This is a genomic window from Streptomyces sp. NPDC007205 (assembly GCF_040634095.1).
Classification (GTDB): domain Bacteria; phylum Actinomycetota; class Actinomycetes; order Streptomycetales; family Streptomycetaceae; genus Streptomyces.
Map to the genome: position 1 here is coordinate 224,311 of NZ_JBEYEW010000009.1, position 13,751 is coordinate 238,061.

Consider the following 13,751-nt stretch of genomic DNA (forward strand, 5'->3'; position numbering starts at 1 on the left):
CACTCGGGACCGCGACCAACCGGACATTACGGGCACCTGGTGCGGTCCGTGCGCCGACACACCAGCGGCGGGGTTTCCCGGCTGGGCGGACTCACACCTGCCGGCACCGTTTGCCCCCGCCCGGCCGGGGTACTCCGCGGCTCACCGGGGCGAGAGATGCCGTGGCCGCGCGCATGCGGGAAAATCAGGAGACCGGGCGGAAGGAGTGGCCGTGGGCGTACGCACCTGGATCGACTCCTGGCCGGTCTACCGCCAGCTGACGGGCACCGACCCGCTGGGCCGGGGCGCCGCCGCGAAGAGCGGGCACAGCGAGCGGCTCCAGCCCCGGGTGGCCACCGCCGACCGGGTGGTGAAGTCCGTCTGCCCGTACTGCGCGGTGGGCTGCGGCCAGAACGTGTACGTCCAGGACGAGCAGGTCACCCAGATCGAGGGCGACCCGGACTCGCCCATCTCGCGCGGCCGGCTGTGCCCCAAGGGCGCGGCGAGCCTGCAGCTGACGACCGGTGACGCACGCGAGCACCACGTCCTCTACCGGCGCCCGCACGGCACCGAGTGGGAGCGCCTCGACCTGGACACGGCGATGGACATGATCGCCGACCGGGTGATCGAGGCGCGCCGGGCCGGCTGGGAGTGGGAGGTCGACGAGACCCGCACCCGGCGCACGCTGGGCATCGCGAGCCTCGGCGGGGCCACGCTCGACAACGAAGAGAACTACCTGATCAAGAAGTTGTTCACCGCGCTCGGAGCGATCCAGATCGAGAACCAGGCGCGTGTTTGACACTCCTCCACCGTTCCCAGTCTGGGAACCTCGTTCGGACGCGGCGGCGCGACCACCTTCCAGCAGGACCTGCAGAACGCGGACTGCATCGTCATCGAGGGCTCGAACATGGCCGAGTGCCATCCGGTCGGGTTCCAGTGGGTGATGGAGGCCAAGGCGCGGGGCGCGAAGGTGATCCATGTCGACCCGCGCTTCACCCGCACCAGCGCGCTCGCCGACGTGCACGTGCCGCTGCGCGCGGGCAGCGACATCGCCTTCCTCGGCGGGATCATCCACTACGTGCTGGAGCACGAGAAGTACTTCCGCGACTACATCGTGGCGTACAGCAACGCCCCGGTGATCCTGCGGGAGGACTTCCGCGACACCGAGGACCTGGCGGGTGTCTTCTCCGGTCTCGACGCCGGCAGCCGCTCCTACGACAACAGCAGCTGGCAGTACGAGGGCACCGAGATCCAGGCGGCCTCCGGCGAGCGCGACCAGGAGTACGAGGAGCGCGCCGGCGGCGGCAGTTCGGTGACCGAGGCGGCGCGCGGCGAGGCGCACGGCTCCGGCGGCGCGGTGATCGGCGAGGGCGAGCCCGAGCGGGACGAGACGCTCACCCACCCGCGCTGCGTCTTCCAGGTGCTCAGGCGGCACTACGCCCGCTACACACCGGAGATGGTCGAGCAGGTCTGCGGGGTGCCGCAGAATCTGTTCCGGCAGGTGTGCGAGCTGGTCACGGAGAACTCCGGGCGCGAGAGGACCACGGCCTTCGCCTATGCGGTCGGGTGGACACAGCACACGGTGGGGGTGCAGTACATCCGCGCGGCGGCCGTGTTGCAGACCCTGCTCGGCAACATCGGCCGGCCGGGCGGCGGCATCCTCGTGCTGCGCGGCCACGCCTCCATCCAGGGCTCCACCGACATCGCGACCCTGTTCAACCTGCTGCCGGGCTACATCCCGATGCCGCACGCGCACAAGAACGAGGACCTGGACGCGTTCGTGCAGGCGGAGGCGGCCCACAAGGGCTACTGGGGCAACATGCGCTCGTACCTGGTGAGCCTGCTCAAGGCGTACTGGGGCGAGGCGGCCACCGCCGACAACGACTTCTGCTTCGACTACCTGCCCCGGCTCACCGGCTCCCACTCGGCGTACGAGACGGCCATGGCCCAGCGGGAGGGCACCTGCAAGGGCTACTTCCTGTACGGGGAGAACCCGGCCGTGGGCAACGCCAACTCCAAGCTGATGCGGCTCGGCATGGCGAACCTGGACTGGCTGGTGGTCCGTGACTTCTCGCTGATCGAGTCGGCGACCTGGTGGAAGGACGGCCCGGAGACCGAGACCGGGGAGCTGCGTACGGAGGACATCCGCACCGAGGTGTTCTTCCTGCCGGCCGCCGCGCACACCGAGAAGGACGGCAGCTTCACCAACACCCAGCGGCTGCTGCAGTGGCACCACCAGGCCGTCGAGCCGCCCGGAGAGGCGCGCAGCGACCTGTGGTTCACGTACCACCTGGGGCGGATCATCCGGGAGAAGCTGGCCGGGTCCTCCGACGAGATGGACCGGCCCGTGCTGGACCTGGCCTGGGACTATCCGGTGAAGGGCCGGCACGCCGAGCCGGACGCGGAGGCGGTCCTCGCCGAGATCAACGGCCATGACGCTGAGGGCGAGCCGCTGTCTTCGTACGAGCAGCTGAAGCCCGACGGCACCACGGCCTGCGGCTGCTGGATCTACTGCGGTGTCTACGCCGACGGCGTCAACCAGGCGGCCCGCCGCAAGCCGGGCCGGGAGCAGGACTGGGTGGCCGCCGAGTGGGCGTGGGCCTGGCCCGCCAACCGGCGCATCCTGTACAACCGTGCCTCCGCCGACCCCGAGGGCAGGCCGTGGAGCGAGCGGAAGGCGCTGGTGTGGTGGGACCCGGAGAAGGGCCAGTGGTCCGGGCACGACGTGCCCGACTTCAAGAAGGACAAGTCGCCCGATCACGAGCCGCCCGAGGACGCGACCGGCCCGGAGGCGTTGTCCGGCACGGACCCGTTCATCATGCAGGCCGACGGCAAGGCCTGGCTGTATGTGCCGTCCGGGCTCACCGACGGCCCGCTGCCGACCCACTACGAACCGCAGGACTCGCCGTTCCCGAACCTGCTCCACGACCAGCAGCGCAACCCGGTACGGCAGTTGCTGCCGTCGGTCCCCGACAACCGCTACCAGCCGAGCGGTGACGAGCCCGGCTCACAGGTGTTCCCGTACGTGGCCACCACCTACCGGCTGACCGAGCACCACACGGCGGGCGGCATGTCCCGCTGGCAGCCGTATCTGGCCGAACTGCAGCCGGAGTTCTTCTGCGAGGTCTCCCCCGAGCTGGCCGCCGAGCGGGGTCTGGACCACACCGGGTGGGCGACGATCGTCAGCGCACGGGGGGTGATCGAGGCGCGGGTGCTGGTGACGGACCGGATGGCGCCGCTGACCGTGCAGGGGCGCCGGCTGCACCAGGTGGGCCTGCCCTACCACTGGGGTCCCAACGGCTACACCACCGGGGACGCGGCCAACGAGCTGCTGCATCTGTCGCTGGACCCGAACACGCACATCCAGGAGTCGAAGGCGTTCGCCGTGGACATCCGCCCGGGCCGCCGGCCACGGGGCCCGGCGTCCGTGGAGCTGGTGCGGGCCTACCGGATCCGGGCGGGTATCGACGAGCACACCGGAACGGAGCCGTGAGTCACCGGAGCACCAGGAAGTGCGGGCCGCGAGCCACCAGCTCCCCCACCACCGGTGCTCCGGGCACCTCGCCCGCCACGAGCAGTCCGCCGGAGGTCTGGGCGTCCGCCAGCAGCAGCCGGGTGTCGGCGTCGGTGGTCCCGAAGTCGGTGTGCGGGGCGACCCATGCGAGGTTGCGCCGGGTGCCGCCGCTGACGTAACCGTCCCGGACGGCCTCCCGCGCCCCGTCCAGGTAGGGCACGGCGGCCGTGTCGACGACGGCGGTCACGCCGGAGGCGCGGGCCAGCTTGTACAGATGCCCGAGGAGACCGAACCCGGTGACGTCGGTGGCGCAGGTGGCCCCGGCCGCGAGGGCGGCCTCGGCGGCGTCCCGGTTGAGCGCCGTCATCGTGGCGACGGCGTGCTCGAACCGCTCGCCGGTGACCTTGTGCCGGTTGTTCAGCACCCCCACACCCAGCGGTTTGGTCAGCGACAGCGGCACCCCGGGCCGCCCGGCGTCGTTGCGCAGCAGCCGGTCGGGATCGGCGAGGCCCGTGACGGCCATGCCGTACTTGGGTTCCGGGTCGTCGACGCTGTGTCCGCCGCCGACATGGCAGCCGGCCTCGGTGGCGAGGTCCAGGCCGCCGCGCAGCACCTCGCGGGCCAGGTCGAAGGGGAGCCGGTCGCGCGGCCAGCACAGCAGGTTCACGGCGAGCACCGGCCGGCCGCCCATCGCGTACACGTCGGACAGCGCGTTGGCGGCGGCGATGCGTCCCCAGTCGTAGGGGTCGTCCACGACAGGGGTGAAGAAGTCCGCCGTGCAGACGACCGCCGTTCCCCGGTGGGTGACCACGGCGGCGTCGTCACCCGTGGCGAGGCCGACGAGCAGCGGGGTGTCACCCCCGGCGAGCGGGGCCACGGTCAGCCCGGCGACCACGTCCTCCAGCTCTCCGGGCGGGATCTTGCAGGCGCAGCCACCGCCGTGGGCGTACTGCGTGAGCCGGACGGGCGCCTGGCCGATCGGCGCGGATGTCGATGTCATACCGGCGGTCTCCTGGGGCAGTAGCCTGACGAGCGGTGGAGGCGTGTGGGTGCCTGGTGGCCCTCCCGGTCTTCAAAACCGAGGGGCCCGAGGATCTCGGGCCGGCGGGTTCGATTCCCGTCCGCCTCCGTTCACCTCGTCCGTGCGGCAGCGCCGGCGCTGGTCGTCGACGCGTGCGGTGTGGCCCCGGGCGTCCAGGAACTCCAGCAGCGGTACGGCCACCCGGCGGGTGGTGTCCAGGGCGCGCCGGGCCTCGCTGAGCGTGAACGGCTGGGGCAGGGTGCGCAGTACGGCGGCGGCCTCGGCGTCGGCGCCGGGCAGCAGCACGATCCCGTCGGCGATCCGCAGCAGGGCGCCGGCCGTGACGGCGGCGGCCAACTCCTTGCGTTCCAGGCCGAGTTCGGCGAGCCGGCCGGCCTCAGGAGCTCGGAACGGCGTACGGCCGAGGTCTTCGCGCACCGCGTCCACGGCGGCCTGGACGGGCGGGGGCAGGGCGGGCCGGAGGCTGTCCGAGACGTACAACCGGCCCTGGCGGGCCTGGACTCGGGGTGTCGCTTCGGCCAGCGCGTCGACCAGGGCGCGGTCGGGCAGCCCGAGCAGCCGGCGGGCCGCCTCGGCGGGCAGGCCGGGCTCCAGCGGGTGTGCGCGGGCGTGCCGGCCGACCTCGGCGGCCAGCCGGTCCTTCAGGGCGTGCCAGTACGTCCCGTCGGCCAGCCAGTCCCCGGCGGCGTGGGCAGGGGCGCACTCCTCGCCGCTCCCCGGGCCGGCGGTGTCCGCCGGGTCCTGGTCCTCGGGTGCGGGCGGCAGCGGGACGCCCATCGCCCTCAGGTCGGCACGCCGGATCAGCTTGCGGCGGCGCAGTTCGGCGGTGCCGTCGGGGCGGCCGGTCATGCCCGCGAGTTCCGCCGCGCGGGCCCGGCCGGCGCCGCGCCGGGTCAGCCGGGGCGGTCGTACGTCGAGGACCGTGACACCGCAGGGCATGCGGCTGCCGCCGGGTTCGCGCAGCACCGCGCGGTCGCCGACCCGCAGGGGCAGGCTCCGGGTGAGGGTGAGCCGGGCGGTGTCCTCGCCGAGGGGGCGTACGGCCACCGGTACGGCGGCGGTGCCGATGTGCAGGGTGACGGAGCGGGGCAGGTCGGCGACCGGCTCGCCGGTGACCCGGACGTCGATCACCTCACTGCTCAGCCAGCGGTCCGGAGTCAGCAGCACCTGGCCCCGGCGCAGGCCGTCGTCGCCCGGTCCGTGCACGTTGACCGCCACGCGGGCCACTCCGCTGACCTCCGTCCGCTCCTCTTGGAGGGCCTGCAGCGCGCGCACCCGCAACACGGCCGTACGGTCCCCGGTGACCAGCCGGTCGCCGACGCGCAGGGTGCCCGCGCCGAGCGTGCCGGTCACGACGGTGCCGTGTCCGCGCACGGTGAAGGCCCGGTCGAGCCAGAACCGTACGTCGGCGCCGGGGTCGGGATCCGTCAACTCCCGCGTCAGCCGGACCAGTTCACTGCGCAGCTCGTCGAGTCCGGCGCCGGTGACCGCGCTCACCGCGACCGCGGGCACCTTGCCGAGACAGGTCCGGGCCAGCCGTTCGACGGCGTCGCCGCGCACGGGTCCGGGGTCGGCGAGGTCGCTGCGGGTCACCGCGAGGACGGCGTGCCGGACGCCGAGCGCGTCGAGGACGGCCAGGTGCTCCTCGGACTGGGGCTGCCAGCCCTGGTCGGCGGCGACCACGAACAGCACGGCGGGCACCGGTCCGACGCCGGCCAGCATGGTGGGCACGAAGCGTTCGTGCCCGGGGACGTCGACGAAGGCGAGCTGGTCCCCGTCCGGGCCGAGCCGGGTCCACACGAAGCCCAGGTCGAGGGTGAGTCCCCGGCGGCGCTCCTCCTCGTAGCGGTCGGGCTCCATGCCGGTGAGGGCCCGTACCAGGGCGGACTTGCCGTGATCGACATGGCCGGCGGTGGCGAGCACCCGCATCATGGCCGCCCTTCCCCGGCGGGCCGGGCCGAGCGCACGGCGTCGGCCAGCCGGTCGTCGTCCTGTTCGGGCAGCGCCCGCAGATCCAGCAGGCAGCGGCCGGCCTCCAGGCGTCCGACGACGGGGACGCGGCCGGTGCGCAGCGCGGCGGCGTAGGGCTCGGGCAGGGAGAGGGCCGCGCTGGGCAGGGTGACCCCGGGTGCTCCGCCGCCGCCGACGGTGGCGGCGGACTCGACGGCCTGTACGTCGATGCCGTCGGCGGTGAGGCTCTCGGCCAGCCGGTCCGCGCGGGCGCGCAGGCGGCCCGGGTCGGCGGTCAGGGCGAGGGCGGTCGGGGTGGGCGGGCCGGTGAGGGTGGCCTCCAGTGCGGCCAGCGTCAGTTTGTCGACGCGCAGGGCGCGGGCCAGCGGGTGCCGGGCGAGGGCATGGACCAGGTCCTGGTCGCCGAGCAGCAGTCCGCACTGGGGTCCGCCGAGCAGTTTGTCGCCGCTCGCGGTGACGAGCACGGCGCCCGCGCGCAGTTGCGTGTCGGCGTCGGGTTCCCCGGGCAGCGCCGGGTGCGGGGCGAGCAGCCCGGAGCCGATGTCGACGACGACCGGGACGCCGAGACCGGTGAGTTCGGCGGTCTCGGCGGACCGGGTGAAGCCGGTGATACGGAAGTTGGACGGATGCACCTTGAGCACGAACCCGGTGTCCGGGCCGATCACAGTGGCGTAGTCGGCGGCGGTCGTGCGGTTGGTCGTACCGACCTCGCGGAGCCGGGCGCCGGTCGAGACGAGCAGGTCGGGCAGGCGGAAGCCGTCCCCGATCTCCACCATCTCGCCCCGGCTCACGACGATCTCCCTGCCGGCCGCGAGGGCGGTGGCGGCGAGCACCAGCGCGGCGGCGCCGTTGTTGACGAGGTGCACCGCCCCGGCGGCCGGCACCCGCTCGCGCAGGGCGGCGAGGGCGGTGCGGCCACGGCGGGCGCGGACACCGGTCGCCAGGTCCAGCTCGACGTCCGTGGGACCGGCGGCCTCCTGCACGGCCTGCCGGGCGGCGGCCGACAGCGGGGCCCGGCCGAGGTTGGTGTGCAGCAGCACCCCGGTGGCGTTGAGCACCGGGCACAGACCGCTCGCGGTACCGGGCAGCAGGGCGAGGGCGGTCTGCAGCACCTGCCCGGGCGGGATGCCTCCCTCGCGGGCCCGCTCCTGCGCCTCCCGTACGGCGGCCTTGACCACGCCGGCGCCGAGCCGGTCCACGGCCGCGGCCAGCCGGGGGTCACGCAGCAGGTGATCGGTGCGCGGAATACGGCGGCGCGCATCGGTACCGCCCGGCGGCCGTACGGGGCCCTCCGGCGGCCGTACGGGATTCGCCAGCAGCCGTACGGAGTCCTGCGGTGGCCGTACCGAGTCCTCCGGTAGCCGTGCAGAGTCCTCCGGTGATCCTAGGGAGTCCAGCGGTGGCCGTACGGAATCCAGCGGTGGCCGTGCACAGTCCGCCGGCGCCCGTACCGAATCCTCCGACGCCCGTACGCAGTCTTCCCGCGGCTGTGCGGTGTCCTCGCGCGGCCGTGCGGTGTGAGCGCGTGGCCCTACGGTCGCGTCGGCGCGCCGTTGCCGGGCGGCCGAGCCGGGCTGGGCCGCCCCGGTCCGCTGCTCGGCCGCGCTCGCCGTCCGCCGCTCCATGCCGCCGCCGTCCCTCCGGTCCGCCCGGGCCCCTCCGGGCTGCGCCCATCGTCTCCCAGTGCCCCGGACCGGCCGTTCGACACGCCGGGAGAGGTGTGGGCACCCACCACCGCCCGGGTACCCGGCGCCGCATGAACGACAAGGACCGCGTACACGACGCACGGTGCCCCCACTCCCCCTTTGCGTGTCACGGGTGTCACGGGGGTCCCGTCGGCCGAGCCCGGCCGTCCGTGTTCTCGCCGCTCTGGGCGTTCTGGGCGTTCTGAGCATTCTGGGCGTTCTGGGCGTCCGGCTGTGGCCGGGGCGGCGGGGCTTCACCGGCGGTGAGGTGTTCCAGTACCTCGACCAGTTCCTGGCAGGCCCTCTCCACCGAGCGCCGGGTGTTGCGCTGCTCGGTGATCAGCGCGGACAGCAGGAGGGCGGTCAGGGCCATGGTGCCGTTGAACGCCTGGAGCTTCGCCATGACCTCGATCCGGCTCAGCCCGGTGAAGGAGCCGACGCGGTCCGTCGCCGCGACGGTGGCCAGCACGGACGTCAGCAGCGCGGACAGCGCACTGCCCGCCAGCTGGAAGCGCAGGGCGGTCCAGATGAGGAGCGGGTAGACGAGGAAGAGCAGGCTGATCGTGCTGTAGACGGCCAACGGCACCAGGCAGCCGGCGACGACGGTCAGCGCGGTCGCCTCCTTCCAGCGGGCCAGGGGCGGTGGCCAGCGCGCGCGGTGCAGCAACAGCAGGAGCGGGGTGACGATCAGGACGCCCATGGCGTCGCCCACCCACCAGGCCAGCCACACGAGCCAGAAGTCGGCCGCGTTCAGCTTGTCCGTGAGGACGAGGAGGCCGACGCCTACGGTGGCGCTGATCAGCGTGGCGGTCAGTGCGCCCAGGAACACCAGGGCGACGCCGTCCCGCAACCGGCCGAGGTCGGTGTGGAAGCGGGCGCGGCGCAGCAGGAGTGCCGCGCACACCGGTGCGCCGGTCTGGCCGGCGAGGGTGATCAGCACGTCGGGCCGGGGGCTGGTGATGTAGATCACGGCGAAGAAGGCACCGATCGTGATGCCGGGCCAGCAGCGCAGGCCCAGGATCAGCAGGGCGGCGACGGCGACGCCCGTCGGGGGCCAGATGGGGGTGACGACGGCGCCCTCGACGGTGAGTTCGCGCAGGAGTCCGAGCCGGGCGGCGGCGTAGTAGCAGGCCGCGACGGCCAGTACCTGGACGGCGTAGCCGCCCGGCCGGCGCAGAACCTCGAAACCCACCACAGCAGCCATCTCACACCGGCGGCCCCGGGTCGGCGAGGCGAGAGCCGGTGCCGTCCGGCCCTATGGCTGAATCCCCGACCCGGTCGGCGTGGGGCCGGGGGTCCACCCTGACGAGGGCCGGCTGCCGCGGTCAGCAGCGGGCCCGAAGGACCGTCCGGTCAGGTGGGGATTCCGTCCAGGCCCCCGACGAGGACGGCCGCGTCGTCCTCGTGTCCGACGCTCTCGGCGCCCTTGATCACGGCGGCGGCCAGCGCCTGGGCCTCCAGGCCGGCGACGGCGGCGATACCGGCGAGGCGCACCACTTGCTCGAGGCCGTCCTCGATGGTCAGCGAGGGGCCCTCCACCACGCCGTCGGTGAGGAGGACGAACACGCCGCCCCTGGTGAGCCGGTGTCGGCTGACCGGGAACTCCATGCCCTTGTCGATGCCGAGCGGCGGCCCTCCCTCCTCGTCGACGACGCCGGACTTGCCGTCCGCCGTGGCCCACACGAACGGGATGTGGCCGGCCCGTGCGCTCTCCAGCACTCCGGTGGCCGGGTCGAGGCGCATGAAGGTGCAGGTGGCGAACAGTTCGCTGCCCAGCGAGACCAGCAGGTCGTTGGTGCGGGCGAGGAGTTCGCCCGGTTCGCCGGTGACGGAGGCCAGGGCGCGCAGTCCGGCCCGCACCTGGCCCATGAAGGCGGCGGCCTCGATGTTGTGCCCCTGGACGTCGCCGATGGACAAGCCGATCCGGCCGTCGGGCAGGGTGAACGCGTCGTACCAGTCGCCGCCCACGTTGAGACCGAGGTTCGCCGGTGTGTAGCGGACGGCGAGATGCAGGCCCGGTGCGGTGGGCAGGTCCCGGGGGAGCATGCCGCGCTGCAGGGCGATGGCCAGCTCGACCTGGGTGCGCTGCAGCTCGGCTCGCTCCCGTGCCTGAGCGATGAGCGAGCCGAGCCTGGCCAGCAGCTCGTCGCCTTCGTCCGTGGGGCGCTTGCGGGGCATCGATCACTTCCGGCGGAGCGGTGGCCTTCCCTGACCGGCCGCCTGCATGTTCGGCAAACGCCTAGATTTTACCTATATCGGAAGATCTCGCCCTACGGGTGACCGCGGTACGACTCCCGGTCAGCGCACCTCGGAGTCGATCCCGGTGATCACGGCGGGTCCCAGCGGTGCGCTCCGTTCGTCCAGTCCCGCGTCCCGGAGGGCGGAGTCGGCCAGCCGGCGGGCCTCCTCCTCGGCGTGCGGACCGGTGTCCGCCTCGACGGTCAGGCGGAGCGTGAAGGTGTTGTCCTCGTTGACGCTGAGCACGTCGAGGCCCTCGGCGCTGCCCATGCGGGTGCCGTGCGGATCGGCGGGCCTGAGCGCCGTGGCCAGGCGGCCGCGGGTGTCGGTGCCGACATCCGCGGTGAAGGTGCCGGGAACGCTGATCACGTAGGTCGTCATGACGGTCCTTTCCTCGGGCGTCCCCCCGCCTACCCCGATTCACGGCGTTCGCACGGCGCCCCCGCGGATCAGACCGTGCAGCCCGGCGGCGGCCGTCCACACCAGCACCGGCAACACGGCGACCCGTTCCATGCCGCCCATGCCGAGCCCGAGATAGTGGTGGGAGAGGAAGAGCCCGAGGGCGACGAGGGCGACACCGCCCAGCACCGCGCTCCCCCACCGCAGCAGGCGCGGCACGCCGTCGGCGAGAACGGGCCCGGCCAGCAGCAGGCCGATGTTTCCCGTTCCCATGATCAGCAGGGCGCCGAGCACATGCTGGTTCTCGTGCACGTCCGCGGGCGCCAGCCCGACCAGGACGAAGCCGACGCCGGCCCCCGCGAGCAGTAACCGGCACAGGACCGCCGCGGAGCCGCGCCGCCAGAGCGAGCCTGTCAGTACGACGCCGGCGACGAGCAGCAGGCCAAGGGCGACGAACGAGGTGTTCATCAGGGCGTGGCGGGGAGAGCAGACATACCTCGGCTCGGGGTCGGCCTGCCAGGCGCAGCGCGCGTTGCCGAGATCGCTGATGTTGTTCCGCGCCCAGCTGTACGGCCGTGCCCACGCCGACTCGGCGAGGCCGTGCCCGACGAAGAACTGCGCCACCCCCGCGACCCACGCCGCACGCCCGATCCTGTCCCGCATCCGTTCGCCTCCCTGTCCCTGGCTGTGTCACGGCAAGCCGATCACGGGGCGGGTGAGCGGCACACTGCGGCAGGCCCCCGTATGCCTGGTGCGGGTATCCCCCGGCACCTGCCCGGCCCCACGAGGCCGTAACGGCTTCCGCCCTTGGGGGCGTTGAGGCCGTGAGTCGTACGCTCGCCTGTGTGGTGGGGGTGCCCGCCGGGGCCGCGCTGGGTCAACTGCTGGGCCGGCGCTCGGCGTTCTGGGCGGTGGCCCTGCTGTCCGCGCCCTCGCTCGCCGCGATCGCCCCCTCGGTGCCGGGCGGCCGGGCCGGTACGGCCGGCACCGGTACCGGCCTGCGTGAGGAACTGCGGGCGCTGCGCCGGCCCCGGCTACTGCGGACGCTCTGTCTCGCGGCGCTCGTCAACGGCGCCACCTTCTGCACCTTCACCTCCCTCGCGCCGTTGGCCACGGACGTGACCGGGCTCGGTGCGGGATGGGTGCCGGCCGTGCCGGCGCTGTTCGGCGCCGGCGCGTTCGCCGGGGTGACCTCGGCGGGCCGGCTGCCGGACCGACGGCCGCTGCCGGTCCTGGTGGCGGGCGGTGCCGCGTTGCTCACCGGCTGGCTGCTGCTCGCGCCGGCCGCCGGGCACACCGTGGCGACCCTCGTCCTCGTGCCGCTCCCGGGCCTCTTGGCGTTCGGGGTAGGCGCGACGCTGATCACCCGGGTGCGGTACGAGGCGGCGGACGCCCCGTCGCTCGCGGGCGCGTTCGCGACGTCGGCGCTGAACGTCGGCGCTGAACGCCGGCGCCGCCCTGGGTCCGGTGCTGGGCGACGCCGCGATCGACGGCGGGCTCGGCTACCGCTCGCCGGTCTGGGTCAGCGCCCTGCCGGCGGCCTCGGCACTCGCCGCCCTGGGCGGCGTACGCCGGAGCAGGCCGGAGCGGCAGCCCGTGTGACGAGCCGGCGGTGACTCACAGCGGGGAGCGGGCCACCGCCGTCACATAGGCTCCGAACAACAGGGACACGACGGTCAGGGCGCCGTAGACGACCACGGCGTGGGCCGGACGGAGCCGCCAGGTGCGGGCCAGGGCGCGGGCCATGGGGATGAGCAGCGGGAAGGCGGGCAGCAGGAACCGCGGCTTGGAGGAGAAGGAGCCGGAGCCGCCGACCACGAGCAGGATCAGGATCCCGGCGAAGACCACCAGGACCAACGGCGGGCGTTCCAGGCACAGCAGCGCGAACAGCAGCACACCGGTCGCGACGATCGCCAGGGCCACCGGGTAGACGACGCCCCCGCCGTGCAGCAGCAGGGCTTTCAGGAAGCGCGCCGATCCGGCACCGAAGTCGAAACGGGAGTCCCAGGCGCTCTGCACCTTGAAGTAGCCGCCGAGCACGTCTCCTATCCGGCTGCCCACCCACAGCACATAGCCGAGCCAGCCCAGCGGGGCCAGTACGGCACCGGCCCACAGGCTCACCGGCACCCGGCCGCGCTGCCGCAGCGCCTCGTAGCCGGCGGCGAGGGAGACGGCCCCGGCGATCGCGAAGCCGCTCGGCCGGGACAGTCCCGCCAGCGCGGCCAGCACCCCGGCCCACAGCCAGCGGCCCTTGAGCACGCAGTACAGGGACCAGATCGCGAGCGCGGCGAACAGCGACTCGGTGTAGGCGATGGTCAGTTCCACGGAGTGCGGCAGGGCGGCCCACAGGGCGACCAGCGCGGTGGCGACCCCGCGGCCGTAGAGGTGGTGGCCGATGACGTACACGCCGTACGCCGCCACGCCCGCGGCGGTCCAGGCGATGAGCAGCGCGGCCTGGCCGGGAGTGAACGGCAGGATGGTGGTCAGCGCCCTGATGAGTCCCGGATACAGCGGGAAGAACGCCCAGTCGCTCTGGACGTCGCCCTGCGGGGTGATCCAGATCTTGTGGCCGTAGCCCTGGGCCGCGATGTGCAGGTACCAGCGGGAGTCCCAGGAGTGGGCCAGGGTCCGAAGGAGCGGGTGGCCCCTGACCGCGTTGGTGAGGATCACCGCGAGGACCCCGGCGAGCCGGACGGCCGCGAACAGGGCCAGGGCCGGCAGCGCGCCCTCGGGGATGCCGCGCCGGGTGATCCGTGGCAGGCCGGGGCGACGGAGGGGACCGGAAGGGGCGGCCGACTCGGGCGGCCTGGGTACGGAAGAGGTGCTCACTCTGTTGACCTTGGGCACACCAGGTAAGACGTGCAAATCGCGACCCGGGTTTCTTACGCAGTTCCACCCCGATTCAGGAATTGGTCAAGGAATG

At 73.5% G+C, this 13,751-nt stretch carries 8 protein-coding genes, 1 tRNA gene and 2 pseudogenes; 3 read left to right on the top strand and 8 right to left on the bottom strand.

Annotated features, from left to right (window positions below; genetic code table 11):
* Positions 1-211 precede the first annotated feature (211 nt).
* Positions 212-3,472: a formate dehydrogenase gene (gene fdh / locus ABZ624_RS18170; protein ID WP_360089224.1), complete on the top strand. Its 3,261-nt coding sequence runs from the start codon at positions 212-214 to the stop codon at positions 3,470-3,472.
* A gap of 1 nt (position 3,473) precedes the next feature.
* Here fdh and selD read toward each other — a convergent pair whose 3' ends face one another.
* Complete coding sequence (gene selD / locus ABZ624_RS18175) at positions 3,474-4,493, bottom strand: selenide, water dikinase SelD (protein ID WP_360089227.1); 1,020 nt, start codon at positions 4,491-4,493, stop codon at positions 3,474-3,476.
* A gap of 37 nt (positions 4,494-4,530) precedes the next feature.
* Here selD and ABZ624_RS18180 point away from each other — a divergent pair.
* Positions 4,531-4,623, top strand: a tRNA-Sec gene (locus tag ABZ624_RS18180).
* 83 nt (positions 4,624-4,706) lie between these two features.
* Here ABZ624_RS18180 and ABZ624_RS18185 read toward each other — a convergent pair.
* The 6 genes and pseudogenes from ABZ624_RS18185 to ABZ624_RS18210 all read right to left on the bottom strand — a co-directional run.
* A pseudogene (locus ABZ624_RS18185) lies at positions 4,707-6,467 on the bottom strand (GTP-binding protein); the annotation flags it as partial.
* A complete protein-coding gene (gene selA, locus ABZ624_RS18190; protein ID WP_360089403.1) occupies positions 6,464-7,825 on the bottom strand; it encodes an L-seryl-tRNA(Sec) selenium transferase in 1,362 nt (453 codons plus the stop codon). The pseudogene ABZ624_RS18185 and the gene selA, both read right to left, overlap by 4 nt.
* Positions 7,826-8,327: 502 nt before the next feature.
* Positions 8,328-9,395, bottom strand: coding sequence for an MASE1 domain-containing protein (locus ABZ624_RS18195; protein ID WP_360089230.1), 1,068 nt, complete (start codon positions 9,393-9,395; stop codon positions 8,328-8,330).
* A gap of 149 nt (positions 9,396-9,544) precedes the next feature.
* Positions 9,545-10,369, bottom strand: a complete 825-nt coding sequence (locus ABZ624_RS18200; protein WP_360089233.1) for a PP2C family protein-serine/threonine phosphatase — start codon at positions 10,367-10,369, stop codon at positions 9,545-9,547.
* Positions 10,370-10,489: 120 nt separating this feature from the next.
* Positions 10,490-10,810 carry a hypothetical protein gene (locus tag ABZ624_RS18205; protein WP_360089236.1) on the bottom strand — a complete coding sequence of 107 codons (321 nt, stop codon included), beginning with the start codon at positions 10,808-10,810 and terminating at the stop codon, positions 10,490-10,492.
* A gap of 39 nt (positions 10,811-10,849) precedes the next feature.
* Positions 10,850-11,491, bottom strand: coding sequence for a DUF998 domain-containing protein (locus tag ABZ624_RS18210; RefSeq protein ID WP_360089239.1), 642 nt, complete (start codon positions 11,489-11,491; stop codon positions 10,850-10,852).
* 134 nt (positions 11,492-11,625) lie between these two features.
* Here ABZ624_RS18210 and ABZ624_RS18215 point away from each other — a divergent pair.
* Positions 11,626-12,430 (top strand): annotated as a pseudogene (locus ABZ624_RS18215) (MFS transporter); the annotation flags it as partial.
* A 15-nt stretch (positions 12,431-12,445) separates the two neighbouring features.
* Here ABZ624_RS18215 and ABZ624_RS18220 read toward each other — a convergent pair.
* Positions 12,446-13,657, bottom strand: coding sequence for a hypothetical protein (locus ABZ624_RS18220; RefSeq protein WP_360089242.1), 1,212 nt, complete (start codon positions 13,655-13,657; stop codon positions 12,446-12,448).
* Positions 13,658-13,751: the final 94 nt, after the last annotated feature.